Source organism: Donghicola sp. XS_ASV15, assembly GCF_041224595.1.
In the GTDB taxonomy this organism is placed as follows: domain Bacteria; phylum Pseudomonadota; class Alphaproteobacteria; order Rhodobacterales; family Rhodobacteraceae; genus Donghicola.
Map to the genome: position 1 here is coordinate 49,348 of NZ_JBGFGN010000132.1, position 18,947 is coordinate 68,294.

General features: G+C 60.1%; 19 protein-coding genes and 1 tRNA gene. 13 read left to right on the forward strand and 7 right to left on the reverse strand.

Annotated elements, in window-relative coordinates:
* Positions 1-36 precede the first annotated feature (36 nt).
* Both rlmH and rsfS read right to left on the reverse strand, forming a co-directional pair.
* Positions 37-507 (reverse strand): 23S rRNA (pseudouridine(1915)-N(3))-methyltransferase RlmH, encoded by a 471-nt coding sequence (gene rlmH, locus AB9K37_RS10485; RefSeq protein WP_092464820.1) that lies wholly within the window; start codon positions 505-507, stop codon positions 37-39.
* A gap of 26 nt (positions 508-533) precedes the next feature.
* Positions 534-920: a ribosome silencing factor gene (gene rsfS, locus AB9K37_RS10490; protein ID WP_369838167.1), complete on the reverse strand. Its 387-nt coding sequence runs from the start codon at positions 918-920 to the stop codon at positions 534-536.
* Between the two features lie 502 nt (positions 921-1,422).
* Between rsfS and leuC the strand changes: the two genes are divergently transcribed.
* From leuC to AB9K37_RS10525, 7 genes are all read left to right on the forward strand, one after another.
* A complete protein-coding gene (gene leuC / locus AB9K37_RS10495) occupies positions 1,423-2,832 on the forward strand; it encodes a 3-isopropylmalate dehydratase large subunit (protein WP_369838170.1) in 1,410 nt (469 codons plus the stop codon).
* Positions 2,833-2,930: 98 nt separating this feature from the next.
* Entirely contained in the window at positions 2,931-3,536 is a 606-nt protein-coding gene (leuD, locus tag AB9K37_RS10500) for a 3-isopropylmalate dehydratase small subunit (protein ID WP_293709890.1), read from the forward strand.
* A 255-nt stretch (positions 3,537-3,791) separates the two neighbouring features.
* The gene (locus AB9K37_RS10505) at positions 3,792-4,628 is read left to right on the forward strand and encodes a hypothetical protein (RefSeq protein WP_369838173.1); all 837 of its coding nucleotides are present in this window, start codon (positions 3,792-3,794) and stop codon (positions 4,626-4,628) included.
* Between the two features lie 50 nt (positions 4,629-4,678).
* On the forward strand, positions 4,679-5,677 hold the full coding sequence (locus AB9K37_RS10510) for an endonuclease/exonuclease/phosphatase family protein (RefSeq protein ID WP_369838265.1): 999 nt from the start codon (positions 4,679-4,681) through the stop codon (positions 5,675-5,677).
* A gap of 42 nt (positions 5,678-5,719) precedes the next feature.
* Positions 5,720-6,826 carry a 3-isopropylmalate dehydrogenase gene (gene leuB / locus AB9K37_RS10515; protein ID WP_369838176.1) on the forward strand — a complete coding sequence of 369 codons (1,107 nt, stop codon included), beginning with the start codon at positions 5,720-5,722 and terminating at the stop codon, positions 6,824-6,826.
* Between the two features lie 118 nt (positions 6,827-6,944).
* The gene (locus AB9K37_RS10520) at positions 6,945-7,940 is read left to right on the forward strand and encodes a DMT family transporter (protein ID WP_369838178.1); all 996 of its coding nucleotides are present in this window, start codon (positions 6,945-6,947) and stop codon (positions 7,938-7,940) included.
* A gap of 24 nt (positions 7,941-7,964) precedes the next feature.
* A tRNA-Pro gene (locus AB9K37_RS10525) sits at positions 7,965-8,041 on the forward strand.
* Positions 8,042-8,092: 51 nt separating this feature from the next.
* Here AB9K37_RS10525 and AB9K37_RS10530 read toward each other — a convergent pair.
* On the reverse strand, positions 8,093-9,112 hold the full coding sequence (locus AB9K37_RS10530; protein ID WP_369838181.1) for an AraC family transcriptional regulator: 1,020 nt from the start codon (positions 9,110-9,112) through the stop codon (positions 8,093-8,095).
* A gap of 139 nt (positions 9,113-9,251) precedes the next feature.
* On the opposite strand from AB9K37_RS10530, the gene AB9K37_RS10535 reads away from it, so the two are divergent.
* Both AB9K37_RS10535 and AB9K37_RS10540 read left to right on the forward strand, forming a co-directional pair.
* On the forward strand, positions 9,252-10,532 hold the full coding sequence (locus AB9K37_RS10535) for a hypothetical protein (protein ID WP_369838184.1): 1,281 nt from the start codon (positions 9,252-9,254) through the stop codon (positions 10,530-10,532).
* Complete coding sequence (locus AB9K37_RS10540) at positions 10,529-11,308, forward strand: hypothetical protein (RefSeq protein WP_369838187.1); 780 nt, start codon at positions 10,529-10,531, stop codon at positions 11,306-11,308. The genes AB9K37_RS10535 and AB9K37_RS10540 overlap by 4 nt, the downstream gene beginning before the upstream one ends.
* Before the next feature lie 3 nt (positions 11,309-11,311).
* Here the strand turns inward: AB9K37_RS10540 and AB9K37_RS10545 are convergent, their stop codons facing one another.
* Positions 11,312-11,845, reverse strand: coding sequence for a DUF1772 domain-containing protein (locus tag AB9K37_RS10545; RefSeq protein ID WP_369838190.1), 534 nt, complete (start codon positions 11,843-11,845; stop codon positions 11,312-11,314).
* Positions 11,846-11,931: 86 nt separating this feature from the next.
* On the opposite strand from AB9K37_RS10545, the gene AB9K37_RS10550 reads away from it, so the two are divergent.
* The gene (locus tag AB9K37_RS10550) at positions 11,932-12,531 is read left to right on the forward strand and encodes a TetR/AcrR family transcriptional regulator (protein ID WP_369838193.1); all 600 of its coding nucleotides are present in this window, start codon (positions 11,932-11,934) and stop codon (positions 12,529-12,531) included.
* Between the two features lie 51 nt (positions 12,532-12,582).
* Here AB9K37_RS10550 and AB9K37_RS10555 read toward each other — a convergent pair whose 3' ends face one another.
* The 3 genes from AB9K37_RS10555 to AB9K37_RS10565 all read right to left on the reverse strand — a co-directional run bounded on the left by AB9K37_RS10555 (position 12,583) and on the right by AB9K37_RS10565 (position 15,652).
* The gene (locus AB9K37_RS10555; RefSeq protein WP_369838196.1) at positions 12,583-14,118 is read right to left on the reverse strand and encodes a tripartite tricarboxylate transporter permease; all 1,536 of its coding nucleotides are present in this window, start codon (positions 14,116-14,118) and stop codon (positions 12,583-12,585) included.
* A gap of 11 nt (positions 14,119-14,129) precedes the next feature.
* Entirely contained in the window at positions 14,130-14,561 is a 432-nt protein-coding gene (locus AB9K37_RS10560; RefSeq protein WP_072709545.1) for a tripartite tricarboxylate transporter TctB family protein, read from the reverse strand.
* Positions 14,562-14,662: 101 nt separating this feature from the next.
* Positions 14,663-15,652, reverse strand: a complete 990-nt coding sequence (locus AB9K37_RS10565) for a Bug family tripartite tricarboxylate transporter substrate binding protein (protein WP_369838199.1) — start codon at positions 15,650-15,652, stop codon at positions 14,663-14,665.
* 186 nt (positions 15,653-15,838) lie between these two features.
* Here AB9K37_RS10565 and AB9K37_RS10570 point away from each other — a divergent pair, with 186 nt between their 5' ends.
* Genes AB9K37_RS10570 through AB9K37_RS10580 form a run of 3 tightly spaced genes read left to right on the forward strand, consistent with a single transcriptional unit; the run spans position 15,839 to position 18,940 of the window.
* The gene (locus AB9K37_RS10570; protein WP_369838202.1) at positions 15,839-16,510 is read left to right on the forward strand and encodes a response regulator transcription factor; all 672 of its coding nucleotides are present in this window, start codon (positions 15,839-15,841) and stop codon (positions 16,508-16,510) included.
* The gene (locus tag AB9K37_RS10575; RefSeq protein WP_369838205.1) at positions 16,503-17,900 is read left to right on the forward strand and encodes a sensor histidine kinase; all 1,398 of its coding nucleotides are present in this window, start codon (positions 16,503-16,505) and stop codon (positions 17,898-17,900) included. The genes AB9K37_RS10570 and AB9K37_RS10575 overlap by 8 nt, the downstream gene beginning before the upstream one ends.
* Complete coding sequence (locus AB9K37_RS10580; protein ID WP_369838208.1) at positions 17,897-18,940, forward strand: ABC transporter substrate-binding protein; 1,044 nt, start codon at positions 17,897-17,899, stop codon at positions 18,938-18,940. The genes AB9K37_RS10575 and AB9K37_RS10580 overlap by 4 nt, the downstream gene beginning before the upstream one ends.
* Positions 18,941-18,947: the final 7 nt, after the last annotated feature.

An 18,947-nucleotide genomic window follows, 5' to 3' on the forward strand; every position in this document is an offset into this window, starting at 1 on the left:
TTGGTCAAAAACCGGAAGCAGCCCGATCAGGGGCGCTTATTCGCGGTGATACGGCGCGTTCGACAGGATCGAGGCCGCGCGATACAGCTGCTCGGTCAGCATGACCCGCACCAGCATGTGCGGCCACACCATCTTGCCAAAGCTGATCGCGAAATCCGCCTCGGCGCGCAGGGACGGGTCGATCCCGTCCGCCCCGCCAATCACAAAGGCCAAGTCCTGCGTGCCCGTGTCGCGCCAGCCCGCCATCTTGTCCGCAAACTGGGGCGAGGTCATAAGCTTGCCGCGTTCATCCATGACGACCAGCCGCGAGCCGCTGGGGATCGCCTTGCGCAGCAGATCCGCCTCAGCGCCCATGCCGCGGGACTTCTTATCCTCGACCTCAATGACCTTAGCCGGGCCAAGGCCCAAGGCCCGCCCGGTTCGGTCAAATCGCGTCAGATAGTCGTCAATAAGAGTGGCCTCGGGCCCCGACCGCAGTCGGCCCACCACGCATAAATGCACGCGCATCGTCAGTCCCTAGCGGCGTGCCAGCCTCAGGCGGTGCCCGCAGGCTGCCACATCTTCTCGAGCTGGTAGAACTCGCGCACTTCGGGACGGAACACGTGGACAACAACGTCGCCAGTGTCGATCAACACCCAGTCGCCGCCTTCTTTGCCCTCGATCTTCGAATAGATGCCGAACGCTTCTTTCAGGCGATCGACCAGCTTTTCCGCGATCGAGACAACCTGACGGCTCGAGCGACCCGAAACGATGACCATATAATCACCGATCGAAGAAACACCGCGCAGATCGATCTGCACGACATCTTCGGCCTTGTCATCATCAAGAGAGGTCAGGATACGGGACAAGATGGCTTCACTTGTCACTTCGGCATCCGCTGCCGGAACGGGTTCAGCAGACTGGGCTGCTTGGTTCGTCATAGTCAGGACTTGGTCCTCCTAGATACACGCCGAATAGCCCCGGCGCTGGACATATATATAGCCTACCACTTTTGCGGCTTTCCCTCAATCACCGAGGGGGCATCGCAACGGGCGACTCACTTGGCGCGCCTTCATAACGGGCGTTCGCGGGCTGTTCCACCGGCTGACCCGAAATTTCGAGACTCGCATGCGCCCAGCCAAAGCTCAGGCACAGGGCCAAAATCAGCAGGATTTGCAGCAAGCACAGAGGCTTCGTCAGTATGGTCACGCGCTAAACATCCGTTGGTGAATCACAAGCCGCGGCGTGTAACACGACTTGCCCTTGCAGCGAAGCCCTCTGCGCTGTATTTCCACGCCATGATGGTAATTTTCGATATGGATGATCGCGCACGCCTGCCGTGGCGCTTCTTCGGTGCGATGCACACCGTTCTCGCCCGCCTATAAGGCGGGACCCGAACCACTATTCCATCACATTTTCCAAAGATATCCACGGGAGAGGACCATGACCGCCCCGAAGACACTCTATGACAAGATCTGGGATGCCCACGTTGCCCACGAGGCAGAAGACGGCACCTGCTTGCTGTATATCGACCGTCACCTCGTACACGAAGTGACCAGCCCTCAGGCATTCGAAGGCCTGCGTATGGCCGGCCGCACCGTGCACGCGCCCGAGAAAACCATTGCGGTTCCGGACCACAACGTCCCCACCACCGCGGGCCGTGACGATCCGTCGAACATGCCCGAGGACAGCCGCATTCAGGTTGCCGCTCTGGACACCAACGCAAAAGAGTTCGGCATCCACTACTACCCCGTGACCGACGTCCGTCAGGGCATCGTGCACATCGTCGGCCCCGAACAGGGTTGGACCCTGCCCGGCATGACCGTGGTTTGTGGTGACAGCCACACCGCGACTCACGGTGCGTTCGGCGCGCTGGCCCACGGCATCGGCACTTCGGAAGTGGAACACGTTCTGGCCACCCAGACCCTGATCCAGAAGAAGTCCAAGAACATGAAGGTCGAGATCACCGGCAAACTGATGCCCGGTGTGACCGCCAAAGACATCGTTCTGCGCATCATCGCGGAAACCGGCACCGCTGGCGGCACAGGCTACGTGATCGAGTATTGCGGCGAAGCGATCCGTGACCTGTCCATGGAAGGTCGAATGACCATCTGTAACATGGCCATCGAAGGCGGCGCCCGCGCCGGTCTGATCGCCCCCGACGAGACCACCTTTGAATATGTCAAAGGCCGCCCCCACGCCCCCAAAGGCGCCCAGTGGGAAGCTGCTCTGAACTGGTGGAAGACCCTCTACACCGACGAAGGCGCGCACTTCGACAAAGTGCTGGTCATCGAAGGTGAGTCGATCGAGCCCACCGTGACTTGGGGCACCTCGCCCGAGGACGCACTGCCGATCAGCGCCGTCGTTCCCACCCCCGCCGACTTCCAAGGCGGCAAGGTCGAAGCGGCTGCCCGCTCGATCGAGTACATGGGTCTGACTTCGGGCACTCCGCTGACCGACATCGAGATCGACACCGTGTTCATCGGGTCCTGCACCAACGGCCGCATCGAAGACCTGCGCGCCGCTGCAGAAATCTTGAAGGGCAAGAAGGTCAAAGAAGGCATGCGTGCCATGATCGTTCCCGGTTCGGGTCTGGTCCGCGCTCAGGCTGAAGAAGAAGGTCTGGCAGACATCTTCAAGGAAGCCGGTTTCGAATGGCGCCTTGCTGGCTGCTCGATGTGCCTTGCCATGAACCCCGACCAGCTGAAGCCAGGAGAGCGTTGCGCCGCAACCTCGAACCGCAACTTCGAAGGTCGTCAGGGCCGTGGTGGCCGTACGCACCTGATGTCGCCCGCGATGGCAGCAGCCGCTGCGATCACCGGCAAGATCACCGACGTGCGCACTCTCGCCTGATAAATCCCGCCGCCTGCGTCAGGCGGTCATGTATGTACGTAAGCCATACGTGATCCAGACGCAGGCCATACCCACCTTTTTCGGAAGGAAGACAGGATATGGACAAGTTCGAAAAACTCAGCGGGATCGCCGCACCCATGCCGTTGATCAACATCGACACCGATATGATCATCCCCAAGCAGTTCCTGAAAACCATCAAGCGTTCGGGCCTCGGCGTGAACCTGTTTGATGAAATGCGCTACGACGACAACGGCAACGAAATCCCTGATTTCGTGCTGAACAAGCCCGCCTACCGCGAAGCCGAGATCATCATTGCCGGTGACAACTTTGGCTGTGGCTCGTCGCGCGAACACGCCCCTTGGGCGATCAAAGATTTCGGCATCAAGTGCGTGATCGCACCCAGCTTTGCCGACATCTTCTTCAACAACTGCTTCAAGAACGGCATCCTGCCGATCGTTCTGCCCCAAGAGCAGGTCGACGTGCTGATGAAGGACGCAGAAAAAGGCGCCAACGCCCGTATGGAAGTGGATCTGGAAGCCCAGACCATCACCACCTCGGACGGCGAGACCTTTGCCTTTGAAGTCGACGCATTCCGTAAGCATTGCTTACTCAATGGCCTCGATGACATCGGCCTGACCCTCGAAAAGAAAGCTGCAATTGATTCTTACGAGTCGGCAGCAGCGCAGGCGCGTCCTTGGGTCTAAGACCCTGACAAAACACAAGATATAGATGGGGGCCGTATTTCGGCCCCTTTTTTGCTTACGGTTTGATGCAGAATAGCACCAGCTTTTCCCCGAATCCGCCCCAATATGTAAGTAACGTACTTACAGGTATTGAGACCTGACCCCGATATTGGCAGCATTGTGTCAAGATTGAGGCATTCCGCACCATAAGCGGATCAGGTGGGTCAAAAGGCACGGCAAAAAAGGCCAAGCCCGCCCTGGTAGAAAGGTAGAGCAGTGTTCACACGTTTTGTGAGCGCACTTGTGCGCGCGATATTCGTTGTGCTGTTGATCGCGACCCCGTGGCTGTTGCTGCCCGGTCCGAATGACAGTGCGCCCATCGTCCTTCTGGTGGCGATCTTTGTCGGCTGGCTCGTCTTTTCGGAATACATGACCGAATACCCCAGCCTGATCGAGTTCCGCGACGCCCCCCCGTACAACCGTCTGCGGTTCGGCGCCCTGTTTGCGACCGTTCTGGTGCTGACGCTGATCCAGCGCGGCATTGCGCATCCCAGCCCCATCAGCGAGCTGTTTACCGCGATCTCGCACGTGGTCGGCGATGCGCTCGACTTCCCGTTCTCGCCCGTGCGCCTGATGGTTCTATCCCTGCCCGAAGGCGCCCACGCCGTCGATGTTGACATGCTGCGTCGCACCTCGGCGATTGCCTATCTGATGTCGCTCATCTCGTTGGTTTTCTTCATCTTTATCATGTGGCTGAACGGCTGGCCTCGCCAGAATGGCAGCTTCAATGTGTGGACCAACCTGCCCACCTTTGACCCCACCGGTGGGGGCGATGTGGTCGGCCGTCTGAACCGCGACGCCAATCTTTACGTGGCCTTAGGCTTTTTACTGCCATTCTTGTTCCCGGCCTTTCTGCAGGCCGCTGCGGGGATCGTTGACCCGATCGCTGTGGCCCAACCGAAGTCACTGATCTGGACCGTCAGCCTATGGGCCTTTGTACCGTCGAGCCTTTTGATGCGGGGCATTGCCACCGCCCGCGTCGCATCGATGATCGCGGACAAACGTCGCCGGTCCATGGACCGCGACACCGAGGATATGCACGTCTTCGGCTGATCCTACTGGCGCTGCTGGCATGCTTTGCGGAGCTGGCCCACGCCGATCCCATTCGCATCGCGACCTACAACACAGAGCTTGGCCGCAAAGGGCCGGGCATTTTGCTGCGTGACATCCGGCGCGGCGACGATCAGGTCAACGCCGTTCTGCAGGTGCTGATTCAGGCAAACGCCGACATCCTCGCATTGCAGAGCATCGACTGGGATTACCGTGGCCAGACCCTCGGAGCCTTCGTGGACGCGCTCGCGGCCCAAGGCCTGAGCTATCCGCACACACTGTCCCTGCGCCCCAATGCGGGAATGCACATAGCGGGCACCGATCCCCCGCAAAACCACAGCTTTGGTCGATTCGCAGGGGCCGAGGGGATGGCCTTGCTTTCGAAATTCCCAATCGACCGCACGCAGGCCCGCGACTACGCCGAACTTGGATGGCGCGCCCTGCCGTGGACACACGCTCCAGCGGGAACACACCCGGATCAACGCCTCTCGACCATGGGGCATTGGGTGGTGCCGATCCAGACGCCCGATGGCCCGCTCAGTCTCATGGTTTTCCACGCCACGCCCCCTGTCTTTGACGGCCCCGATGATGCCAACGGCCTGCGCAACGGCGACGAGATCCTGTTCTGGCAACACCTGCTGGATGGGGACTATGGCCCGCCGCCCGAACGCTTTGTGATCATTGGGGATTTCAACAATGATCCCAACGGGGGAGAGGGCCTCAAGGCCCCCCTGAACGCGCTTTTTACCGATCCTCGCCTGACACCCATCCACGCCACAGGTGCCCAAGGCACAGCCACCGTGGACTGGTCTGGTATCGGCCTGCCGCCAATGCGTGTCAGCTACATTCTGTCCGACAACGGGATCAACGTACCCGCCAGCGGCATCCTATGGCCGCCCCCCGATGATCCAAGGTCCCAGATCATTGCTTCCGCCAGCCGGCACCGTTTGGTGTGGGCGGACATCGAGATGCCCCGAAACACGCAAGAAAACGTCACTCAGCCTGCAAAACAACAGCTGCGGTTCCTTGACCCTCTTCGCGCCAATCGGTAGGCCATCTGCCAACTCTTGGGACATTCAAAAGGACCATCGCACATGAGCAATCCTTCGCTTCTTATCCTGCCTGGTGACGGCATCGGCCCCGAAGTCATGGCGCAGGTTCGCCGCATCATCGACTGGTTCGGTGACAAGCGCGACCTTAAGATCGACGTGAGCGAGGACCTCGTCGGTGGTGCAGCGTATGACGCGCACGGCACCCCTCTGCACGACGACACCATGGCCAAAGCGCAAGAAGTCGACGCGGTTCTGCTGGGTGCCGTTGGCGGCCCCAAGTACGACGTTCTGGACTTCTCGGTGAAGCCCGAGCGCGGCCTGCTGCGCCTGCGCAAGGAAATGGACCTTTATGCGAACCTGCGCCCCGCGCAGTGCTTTGACGCGCTGGCCGACTTCAGCTCGCTGAAGCGTGACGTGGTTGCCGGTCTGGACATCATGATCGTGCGCGAACTGACCTCGGGCATCTACTTCGGCGAGCCGCGCGGCATCTTCGAAGAAGGCAACGAGCGCGTGGGCATCAACACCCAGCGTTACACCGAGTCGGAAATCGAACGCGTTGCGCGTTCGGCGTTCGAACTGGCCCGCCGCCGCGGCAACAAGGTCTGCTCGATGGAAAAGGCCAACGTGATGGAATCGGGCATCCTGTGGCGCGAAGTCGTCCAGAAGGTACACGACGAAGAATATGCGGACGTCGAGCTGTCGCACATGTACGCGGACGCAGGTGCCATGCAGCTCTGCCGCTGGCCCAAGCAGTTTGACGTCATCGTGACCGACAACCTCTTTGGCGATCTGCTGTCGGACGCGGCTGCGATGCTGACCGGCTCGCTCGGTATGCTGCCGTCTGCTTCGCTGGGTGCCCCCATGGCAAACGGCCGCCCCAAGGCGATGTACGAACCGGTACACGGCTCGGCTCCTGACATCGCAGGTCAGGGCAAAGCCAACCCGATCGCATGTATCCTGTCGTTCGCAATGGCTCTGCGCTACAGCTTTGACCAAGGTGCCGAAGCTGACCGCCTGGAAGCAGCGGTTGCCAAGGTTCTGGAAGACGGCGTGCGCACCGCAGATCTGCTGGGTGAAGAGGGCGTTGACCCCGTCTCCACCGAGGGCATGGGTGATGCAGTTCTGGCGGCTCTGGACGCCAGCCTCTGATAAACCTGCACATTCACGAATGTATGAGGGGGGCCTTGCGGGCCCCTTTCTTTTTGGTTTGATGGGCCTAGGGTTACCCCAGTTCCTTGCACTCCCTCCCCCTCCAAGGAGACTTCTTATGTCCACACCCCCTGCGACTGAACAGTCGAACATCAAGGGTGCCATCTTTGCGCTGATCGCGTTCGGGCTCTATTCGGGCCACGACGTACTGGTCAAAGTGCTGGGTGCAAACCATCACCCCTTCCAAATCGTTTTCTACAGCGTCCTGCTCAGCTTTCCCTTCCTGACCGTGGTGCTGATCCAACGCAAAGAGCCCTCGACTCTGCGCCCTGCCACCCCTGCATGGACCTACGCGCGGACGATCGCCGTGGTCTTTACAGGCGTCTGTGCGTTCTATGCCTTCTCGGTGCTGCCGCTGGCGCAGGTCTACGCCATGGTCTTTGCCACGCCGCTCCTCATTACCGTTTTGTCCATCCCCGTCCTTGGGGAAAAGGTCGGCCCCCGCCGCTGGGGTGCTGTGATCGTCGGTCTGATCGGCGTCATGGTCGTCTTGCGGCCCGGCTCGTCTGAACTGACCTTGGGCCACTTTGCCGCCCTTGGCGCGGCCGTCGGCGGATCGTTCGTGTCGATCATCGTGCGCCGCATCGGGTCGAAGGAAAGCGATATGGTCCTGCTTCTGTATCCCCTGATCGCCAACATCGTGATCATGGGTATGCTTATTCCTCTGGAATACCGCCCCATGCAACTGTGGGAACTGGGCACTGTCGCCTGCGTGGCGCTGCTATCCCTTCTTGCGATGAGCTTCCAGATCCGCGCCTACAAAACCGGCGAGGCGGGCATCGTTGCACCGATGCAGTACAGCCAGATGATCTGGGCCATCTTTTACGGCTACATGTTCTTTTCCGAATATCCCGACTTCTACACCCTTCTTGGGGCGGGGATCATCATCGCCAGCGGCGTCTACATCGTGATGCGCGAAGGCGCCAGAAAAGACACCCAAGCGCCGGTCACCAACACCGCTGTTCGGTTCGAGACCGGCACCACCCCGCGCTATACGCTTTTGTTCCTACGCAGAAGCAAGAAACGCCAAAGCACTCTTGCCAAGCAAAGCTAGGTGCGATAATCGGCCCGACACGGTCGGAGTGTAGCTCAGCCTGGTAGAGCACTGTCTTCGGGAGGCAGGGGCCGGAGGTTCGAATCCTCTCACTCCGACCAATAAAACAAGGCGCCCTCAGGGGCGCCTTTGTGCGTTCTTGGGCACGGTTTTCAGGGGTGCGCCGCGCGATAGGCGCTGGGGCTTTGCCCCGTCCAACGCTTGAACGCGCGGACAAATGACGACGCCTCGGAAAAGCCCAGCAGATAGGCCGTCTCCATCACCGAAGCCTTCTGCGCAGTCAGGTAGTCCTGGGCCATTTGACAGCGCAACTGGTCATGCACCTCGGCAAAGGTCACGCCTTCGTCCTTCAGGCGCCGGTACAGTGTCTGACGACTCATGCCCAGATCCCGTGCGACATCATCCATCGACGCCGACCCCTGATGCAGATCTGGCAGCAAAGCCGCCTCAACCCGCGCCCGCGTACTCTCGGCTTTTTGCAAACTCTCCAACAAGGCCTCGGCATGGCGGGTATAGAGGCCAAAAGCATAGGGCTTCGGCGCGGCATTCAGCCCATTCAGACATCCAGCATCCAACGCCAAGGCATTGCGCTCCGCCCCGAACGTCACTGGTGCCCGAAATACCTCAGTATAGAGCGCTGCGTGGGGCGGCTCGGGGTAGGTCAGGTACACGCCCTGCAAGAACACCGCCCCTGGCATCATCCGCCGGAAATTCACAACAAAATTCGCAAAGGTCTGTTCAATCGCGGTGGGGGAGGCATTGGCGTTTGGAAAGTGATCTATGAGCCAAAGGGTTTCTGCCTCCTTCAGCAATTCGAACCGATCCGGTGCGCTCAAAATCTCCACGTCCGCGATGATCCGGGCATAACGATTCACTTGCGCGATACCGTCTTCCAGCGGCCCTGCAGCATCAATGATCAACCCGATGATCGACAGTTTATCCAGCCCCGTCTCGGCAGCATACCGCAGGGCGATCCCCGTATCCCCGCTGATCCCGATGGCAGTCCCCATCATAGCACCGTACGACCGCACCGGCACGCGCCCATCGGGGTCCAGCAGAACCGTCTCTTCTATCCCAGAGGCCTGCATCAATGCCGCTCGCGGCACCCCCCTCCCTACAGCGTAGTCCAGAAAAGAAGCGGCCATACTTGCCATCACCGTCGGTTCAGTCATGTGCCTGTTCCTCTTGCTCGCGCGCCTTCACAAGCGCGTTGGTCCTTGCCCAAAGGTCTGCTGCCCCTTGACCAGAAAAGTGTTGACCCCACCTACCCTAGGTTGATGGAATTCTGACTGTCTCTCAAGGGAATGGTGCATGGACGAACGCCCCGAACACGATGATCATAGCCAGCGCGGCCTACGCCATGTGCGCGAACTCGAAGGACACCTCGCGTGGCTCGACACCTTTTCGGGGGTCGCCTTGGGCGTTCTGTCCGCTGCATCGGGGATTTACACATATCTTGGCGTTTCTGGACTGCTGGATGACACGGGCGCATTTTCCTTTTTTGCGGCAGCGGCGTATTCAATCGCGGTATCGGTCGGGATTTTCGTCTTCTGGTCCTACATGCTGCGGCTTTTGCCCGCGATGCAGAACACCGGAAACAAGCTGAAGCTCACCGGCGCGATGGCCTTGGGCTGCGCAGCGATCATTGCGATGTCGTCCTGGCTGAATGCCGCTGCGCTGGCTGGTGCCGCAGCCGTCGAACAGCACCTCGCGACCACGGTCCAAAGCTACCAAAGCGCACTCGAGGAATCCCACGACATCGCCATTTCCGCCCAAGCGCTGGAACGCGACGTCGCCCGCGTGCGCCAGTCGTTCGAGGATCTGTCTGCCCAAGAGGCAGACGGCAACCTGTCCGGCCTTGCGGGGCGCGGCGCCGTCTTCCGTGTTCTCTCCCAGAAGGCGTCTGAGCTTTCGGCGCTCGAAGAGCAGATCGCTGCCCAATCCCCCCTGATCGACTCCGCCTTTGACGAAGGGAACGCCCTCCTGTCTCAGATGCGCGCGCTGATCGTTGAACAAGGCCCCGTAGAAGCCCGCAGCGTCGCCTTCAGCGAAGAAGCCGTACGGCTTGCCGGTCTGGTGGCGCAGCTTCGTCAGTTGTCCGTTGCCCCGCTTGTGGATCGCGCGGCGGCGGACTTGTCAGCGTCTGTCGTCTTGCCCGAACTCGACGGCAGCACACCCGACGGACAAATGGCGCAGCAGCAGACGATCTCTTCGGTGATGGATGTGTTGCAACTGCGCGCCGACTCTTTGGCGCAGGCGGCAGACCAAGTGCTCGCCCGTCCCGCTCCTGCCGACGTGGTCTATACGCCGGTCTCGGCTGCGGATGCGGTGATCCTGTATGCGGGCAACTTCGTGCCGTCTTGGGCGGGCGCGATTGCGATCGACCTTTTGCCTGCCGTGCTGGTCCTGATCCTGATGGTCACCCAGTCAGCCATCCGCGAAAACCGCCACACCGCCCCCGCCGTCGATGGCCTGACCTTGGGCGAATTGCGCGCGGCCATGTACGCCATGCGCGAGGTAGAACAGGACAGCACACCGCGCCCAACGCCTGCACCTGCCCCCATGCCCAAGCCGGACACATCTGACACATGAGCGAGACGGACACCGTAGACACACGCTCTGCCAAGCCCATTCGCCGTGCCATTCTGGCCATCTTGTGGGTGCAGATCGGGATCGGCGCGTTTCTGGCAGGATCAGATGTGATGTCGGGCTTGGACGGAGTGATGCGCCCGTCCAGCGCCCCCAGCTTTGATCAGCCCGTTCGGCCCGGAGATCAAACCCGACGGTTCGAGCCCGCGAACGCGCCGGACCTCACCACTGATCCCAGCCGGCGCACCCCCTTTCCGGGCGGCGATAATGTACCTAGCCGATTGGCCTTCGAAGCCGCCGACGGCACCGCCTTTGTCAAAGGGCAGATCACGCCCGGTGACGCAGTCCGGTTCGACGAATGGCTCGCCACGGTGGACGTCGACCGAGTGCGGCTGATGTCCCCCGGCGGATCGGTGCAGGACGCATTGCACATTGGCCGAACCATCCGCAAAAACGCGCTAGAGACGGTGATGCTGGCAGGCGACTTTTGCTATTCCGCTTGTCCCTACGTGCTCGCAGGCGGCACCAGCAGACAGATTGACGACGAAGCCTCGGTCGGGGTGCACCAGCATTACTTTGACGAAAATACGGTGCTGCCCGCTTTTATCGCGGTCGAGAATATCCAGCGCGGTCAGGCAGAGGTCGTCGCCTATCTGACCGAGATGGGCATTGATCTGCGGGTAACAGAGCACGCCCTCTCGACCCCGCCGGATGAGATCTACGTGCTCGTCCCCGAAGAACTGGTCGAGTACGGCTTTACCACCGCCGAGGAGGCGTAACGCTTAGGCGTTGCGCTGGATGATGGCGATCCCGACACACACCAGCGCAAGGCCCGAAAACACCGTCCGCGTGATGTTCCAAACCTGCCACGGCTCTGAATAGTCGGTCCAGATGCGGCTGGCCTCGGCCACCTCCGTATCGAGCGTGACGTCGAGTGCGCCAAGTGCTTCGTTCATCGGGACGTTCACCAGCATTGTCAGAAACAGGCCCCCGAACAGGTAGAGGAGCGCGCCCGCTCCGACCCACAGTCCAGCGGCTCGCGCACCGGAGCGCAGCGCCAATATCGCCGCCGCGCCTAACACAAGGGGCGTGCCAAAAAATGCAGGGGCGAAGACCGCGTTTCGGACGGACGCGTTCATTTCTTGCATCGCGATAATCGCCACACGCGGATCCGCATGATCCAACCCCCACATGGTCGAGCAGACCCATGCATAGAAAAACCCAAAGATCGCCCCGCTGAACAAGAGCGAAAGAACCAGCGCCCCAGACACCAAATCAATTGATCTGGTGGAGTGAACTGTCTGTGTCATCGTCATGAAATACCCCAATCCGTAATGATGTGTACGCCTATACAAAATCCGTAACAAGATGTACGGTTTCGGTCAAGTGATTGGGAGACGCCATGCAGGACGCCAAGAAAGACGCACGGAGCGAACAAATCGAAGAGGCCGCCTATGCGGTTCTGGCAGAGAAAGGATTCGCAGGCGCATCGATGCTGTCGATTGCCAAGCGGGCCAAATGCTCAAACGAAACGATGTACCGCTGGTACGGGGATAAGGTCGGGCTCTTTCGCGCACTCGTCACGCGAAATGCGGATCAAGCTGCAGATGTTCTCAGAGACGCGGCGGCTGAGGATCGCGACCCAATGACCATGCTAGAGCATTTTGGCCCCGTGCTCTTGGATGTCCTGCTTGGCGAAAAAGCTGTGGCCCTGAACCGTGCGGCGGCAGCGGATGGGAGCGGAGTGCTGGGGCTGACCCTCGCCGCGGCCGGACGCGACACCGTGCAGCCGCTGATCGTTGCGGTGATGGAGCGTGCCATAGGGCAAAGGGCGATATCAGGCCCCGCCGAGGCTGCGTGCGATTTGTACTTGTCGCTCCTGATCGGGGACTGGCAAATCCGGCGCGTGGTGGCGCGTGTCCCTGCCCCCTCTACCGAGATGTGCATAGGACGGGCAAAGCGGGCGGTACAGGGGCTGCGGGCTCTGATGCCCGCAAAATGAAAAACCCCCGCCGCAAGGGCGAGGGTTTCTGGCGTGTTTGATCTGAGGACATCAGTCCGAAATTGCGCCTTCTTCGTCTTTGCGCTGCATTTTGTTTTTCAGCACGCGGCCAAAGATAATCGGCATTACGAAGCCGATGATCGCAATCGCCCATAGACCAAGCGACAGGGGGCTATCCACCAGGGTCCACCAGTCACCGTTGTCGATGGTGATCGCACGGCGCAGGTTGGCCTCCATCGAGTTCCCCAGCAGGGTCCCGAGGATGATGGGCACCAGCGGCACATCCAGCTTGCGCAGAACCCAGCCCATGACACCGAAGCCGATCATCACCAGCAGGTCAAAGGACGAGCCCGAGATGCCGTAGATGCCGACAAAGCTGACCATCGCAACCACCGGCATCAGGATGCGCGGGGGCACCATCAGCAGACGGGTAAACAGGCCGACCATCGGGATGTTCATCGCCAGCAGCATGAAGTTCGCGATGAACAGCGCTGCGATCAGACCCCAAACCACATCAGGGTTCTGGGTGAACAGCAGCGGGCCAGGGGTGATGTTGAGCGACAGCAGAACGGCCAGCAGAACAGCGGTGGTACCGGATCCGGGCACACCCAGCGCCAGCATCGGCACCAGAGCACCACCCGCAGCCGCGTTGTTGCCGGTCTCAGGCGCAGCCACACCACGAGGATCGCCGGTGCCGAAAGTGCCTTCTTTGTCGACCAGACGCTTTTCCATCGAGTAGCTGATGAACGAGCCCAGCGATGCGCCCGCACCGGGCAGAACGCCCGCGATGAAGCCCAGAACAGAGGTGCGCAGCATGGTCGGGGTACACTGCTTGATCATCGACAGCGGCGGCGTCAGACGACCAACTTTCAGCTGACGACCTTCGGCGCTGGCTTTGCCGTGACGTTCTTCGAGGAAGATCAAAACTTCGGACAGGGCAAACAGACCCACGATAGCCACAAGGAAGTCGAGACCATCATAGAGGTGCACTTCGCCAAAGGTGAAACGCGGCACGCCGGTTTGGGTATCCACACCGATCATCGCCAGCCCCAGACCAAGAGCAGCGGCGAAAGCCGACTTGGCTTGGTTGGTCGAGCTCACACCACCAAGGGTCATGAACGCCAGAGCGAAAAGGGCGAAGTATTCGGCAGGGCCAAACAGCAGGGCGACTTTGACCAACTGAGGTGCCAGAGCAATCAGCCCCCATGTCGCAAAGAACGCACCAACGAAAGAGGCGATACCTGACAGGGACAGCGCTTCGCCAGCCATGCCCTTTTTCGCCATAGGGTGCCCGTCGAGACAGGTCATCATCGCAGGCTCATCGCCCGGAATGTTCAGCAGGATCGAGCTGATCCGGCCACCATACATGGCGCCATAATACACGGACGTCAGCAGGATCAGCGAAGGTGTCGCCCCCAGACCCAGTGTGAACGCCAGCGGGATCAGAATAGCCACGCCGTTCGACGGCCCAAGGCCGGGCAGCGCGCCCATAACAGTCCCAAGAAAACAACCCAGCAGCGCCAGAAGCAGATTTTCAAAGGTCAGAGCGATCGCAAAGCCATCGCCAAGAGCAGAAAGGATATCCATATCGTGTCTCCTTAGAAGCCGAGCGGGCCACGGGCCAGCGAGAGCCCGAGCACGAGGTGGAAGATGACGTAGATGCCAACCGAGGTTCCGACGCCTGTGGCGACAGATCCGATGATGGTCGAGCCCAAACGCCACGCCAGATAGGTGGCAGCGATTGCGGTCGCGAAGACAAATCCGATGATCGGCAGGAACTCTGCGTACAGGACCATCACGACGACTGCGGCCGCGATTTCGACGAAACGACCAAAGTCAGGCCAATGAGGCTCTGGATCGGGTTTGATCGCAATCACGGCAGAGCTGATGCCGAGGATCGCTGCGATAATCAGGGGAAATGCTTTGGGGCCGACTGCGTCCGACAAAAAGCTCTCTTCGATGGCAAGGGCAGACATTGCGTACCCGATGGCCAGAAGAACGCCGAACACGCCAAAGATACGATCACTCATCAAGGATCTCCTGAGACGGCTATGGTTTGAATAAGGAAAGGGACGCCGCATGAAGGGGAGAGGCGGCGTCCCTAAAGTCTACACAGGGGGGCTGCGTAGAATTACTTGATGATCCCGATCTCTTTCGAGATGTTCTGGATCTGGTCTACCGAACCCGACACGAAGTTCTGGAACTCATCGCCGCGCAGGTCGAGCGGTGCCAGACCGTTTGCTGCCATGATGTCTTTCCACTCGGCCGATTCATACAGGTCACCGATTTTCGAAACCCATGCGTCGTATGCTTCGTCGCTCATGCCAGCGGGAGCGTAGAAGCCGCGCCAGTTTGCGCCGATCGCGTCGATGCCCTGCTCTTTTGCAGTCGGGAAGTCAGCGAATTCGCCACCCAGACGCTCGGGCGACAGAACTGCGATAACTTTGACGTCGCCGCTGTCCACAAAGCCTTTTGCTTCGGAAACGTCGCCGGTGAACGCCTGAACCGAGCCAGCCAGCAGCTGGGTCACAGCTTCGCCGCCGCCATCAAACGCGATGTATTTTACCGAACGGACATCTTCGACGCCGTATGCGTTTGCTGCGATCAGAACCTTCAGGTGGTCCCAGCCGCCAACAGCCGAGCCGCCAGCAACCGATACCGAGGTGGGATCGTTTTTGATCATGTCCAGCAGTTCGGGCAGGGTGTTCACTTCGCTGTCGGCTGCAACGGCGATGACACCGTAGTCCGCACCGATCGACGCCAGCCAGCGCACCTGGTCATAGGTGTTGCCGGGATATGCGCCCTGCGCCAGACGAGTCGCAGTTGCGGTCGAACCTGCAACGATCAGGTCATTATCGTCGCCGCGCTTGTTCACGACTTCGGCAAATGCCACACCACCGCCGCCACCGGCGAGGTTCACGACCTGCATAGTCTTTTCGATCAGACCGAGGTCCTGCATGGATTTACCAACTTGACGGCAGGTGAAGTCCCAGCCACCACCGGGGTTTGCGGGAGCGATACACTCGGGGTTCTCGGGCTGCCAGCCTTCGGCGGACGCTGCAAATGCAGATGCACCCAGCATCAGGGCGGCCACGGTCATACGAGTCGCTTTAAAGATCATTGATGTTCTCCTCCACAGTGATCCTTCGGGCAGATCTGTGTCTGTCCGGTCTGAACCCGCCTACGCTGCATGTGTTTGCAGTCTCCTCGTGGCGGGCTATGAAGGAGTTAAGTAGCGATGAAAGCTGTCGCGAACCTGTCAATTTGACAGCAAAGCGCCGGCAGATAGATCCGATAGAGGAAAAAGATGCGCATTCTGATTGTCGAGGACGCCACCGACATGGCAGAGGCCATCGCGATTCGCCTAGGCAAGGCAGGTATGGCCTGTGACATGGCCGAATCGTGCGAGGCAGCCGAAGATTTCCTCGCTGTGCAGCGCTATGATGCCTTGGTTCTCGATATCAACCTTCCTGATCGCACAGGGACAGAGTTGCTGGCCGACCTGCGCGCGCGCGGTGTGCGGACGCCTGTTCTGATGCTGACCGCACTGTTTTCCGTGGATGACCGCGTGTCCGCACTGAACCTCGGGGCTGATGACTATCTCGTAAAGCCCTTTGATTACAGGGAACTAGAGGCCCGCCTCCGCGCTCTTGTCCGCCGCGAAGCAGAACAGAAGACTGACACACTGACCCTTGGCCCTTTGAAATTTCAGCCGTCGACGATGACTGCAGATATAGCAGATACGCCCTTGGACCTGACCCGACGCGAGGCGGCTCTGTTGGGGCTTTTGCTGCGAAACAGTGGCAAAACTCTGAACAAAGAGCGGCTCTATGACGGCCTGTTCGCGTTTGAAAACGCGGACGTGGGGCTGAATGCAATCGAGCTGTATATCGGCCGTCTGCGCAAGAAACTGGCGGGCAGCGGCGTCTCGATCGAGACCCAAAGACGGCTCGGATATCGGATCTGTCTGGATGAATGAGCCTTTGACAGCCACCGCGCGACAGCGATCTTTGTCGTCACGTGTGGTGATAGGTGTGCTTTCGCTTTTGCTGATCGGTGGAATCATTGTTGCCATCGCGAGCTTTGCCTACGGCCGCCAAGCTGCCCGCCAAGCTTATGACCGCCTGCTCTTAGGCGCTGCTAACGACATCACGGAATCGATTACGATAATCGGGGGCGAACCGTTGACCGACCTGCCGGTCTCGGCCTTCCAACTCTTGGCGCTGGCCCCAGATGATCGCGTGGCATACGCCGTGCGCGGCTCGCGCGGGCAGCTTTTGACAGGCCAAGACCACGTACGCCTGCCGCAATCGAGCACGACTAGCGGCCCCGTGTTCTACGATGCCCCCATGCAGGACGAGGCTGCGCGGTTCGTGACTGTGTACCGCCGCTTTGCCGAGCGGGACTTTTCGGGCACGGTCAGCGTAACGGTCGGACAAACGCTCGCCGCGCGGAATGTCATGGCTTTGGGACTGACCCGCGACGCCCTGATCGCTTCGCTCGTGGCTGGACTTGCGCTGATGGTTCTGGCCACGCTCGTGATCCGCAATGCGATGGCCCCGCTTAACAAGATCGCCGATGAACTCCTAGACCGAGATCCCTACGATCTGACCCCCATGGACCGGAACGTGCCCGCCGAAGTGTCCGTCATGATCGACGCCATGAACCGGTTCATGCTGCGGCTGGACCGCCAAGTCAGCAGCATGCGACACCTTATTTCGGATACCGCGCACCAACTGCGCACGCCCGTTGCCGCTATCCGAGCTCAATCAGAGCTGATCGTCGAAGCCACAGACGAGGACGTGCGAAACCAGATGGTCACCCGCCTGACGCGCCGCTCGCGATCCTTGGGCGAACTTTTGGACCAGATGCTGTCCCGTGCGCTCGTGATCCACCGATCAGACAGCGCGCCGCCCTTGCCAGTGGATTTACGCGACATCGCTCTGAACGTCGTCGAGACCAGGGATCACGAACTGCTCTCGCCCGAAACAGTGGTGGAACTGCGGATCGGGCCAGACGAAGTGATTGTTTTGGCCGACGAAATTTCTTTGGTCGAGGCGGCGAAAAACATGTTCAACAACGCGTTGCGCCATGGCCAGTCGCCCGTGGTTATCGGGGTATCCCAACATGGCGACACGGCCGAAATCTGGGTCGAGGATGCGGGTTCTGGCCCGCCCGCCGACATTCTAGACCGCATCGGCGAACGCTTCGAACGCAGCGCCGCCTCTACGGGGCGCAGTGCGGGGCTGGGGCTGTCAATCGTGCGCTCGGTCGCCAACGCTTTCCAAGGGGAACTGAGCATGGGACGTGGTGACAGCGGCTTTCGGGTGACCTTTACTCTGCCTGCCAGAACCGGAGGCTCCGAATGATCCGCAAAGCGCTCTATGCCCTCATGTTCTGCGGCTCAGCCCTCAGCGCTCAAGCCGAAGAAGCTGTAGCAGTATTTGGCGATGAAACCGCGCGGTCGATGCTGTTCCGGTCGACCACTGACATCCGCGTCCTTGGCCCCACCATCGAAGAATTCGTGCGGCTCAACCCCGATGTCCGTGTCATCTACGAGCAATGGGGATCGAATGCACTCTTCGCCGAGTCCAAGAAAGACTGCGAAGCAGGTACAGGCGCAGACGCCATTCTGTCCTCAGCCGTTCATCAGTTGGTTTCCTTGGTGAACACTGCCTGCGCGGCGCCTTATCGGTCCCCCCTGACGGCCGCGCTCCCGAACGACCGCCGCTGGCGGGACGAACTCTGGGGCATCACCCGCGAAGCCGCCGTCATCATCTACAACACCGCCCTCCTACCCGAACAAGATGTACCGCACAGTCGGTTCGAGCTCTTGGACCTGATGCGTCAGGACAATCCGGCCTACGAGGATCGCATCGCGACCTACGATATCGAAGCCTCTGGGCTTGGGTATCTCTTCGCATTTTCCGACAGTATCGAGGCCAGCACCTTTGGTGCTCTCCTCGAAGGGTTCAGCCGCGTAGACGCGGTCGCCACATGCTGCTCGAACGAGATTATCGAGGGAGTGAGTTCAGGGCGCTACCTGATCGCGTATAATGTGCTTGGTTCTTACGTCAGCACGCAATACCGCGACAACGTCAGCGTGGTCATGCCAGAGGATTACACGCTCTTCCTATCCCGCGCCTACATGATCCCGCGCAATGCGGGGAACTCAGGTGCCGCCACAAGGCTCCTTGATTTTCTGCTCTCTAGCCAAAGCAACGCGCTCTTGCGCGATAGCGGCCTTGTCATGCGCCGCGATCCCGAAGAAACCTTTCTTCCTGAAAGCTCGGAACGAGTCATTCCCATCAACCCGATGCTTCTGGTCGCCCTGGACCAACACCGGCGCAAGCGTTTTATCGCGCAGTGGCGTGCCACTTTCGGTGCACCACAATTCCTGTCCCCATAAATAGGAA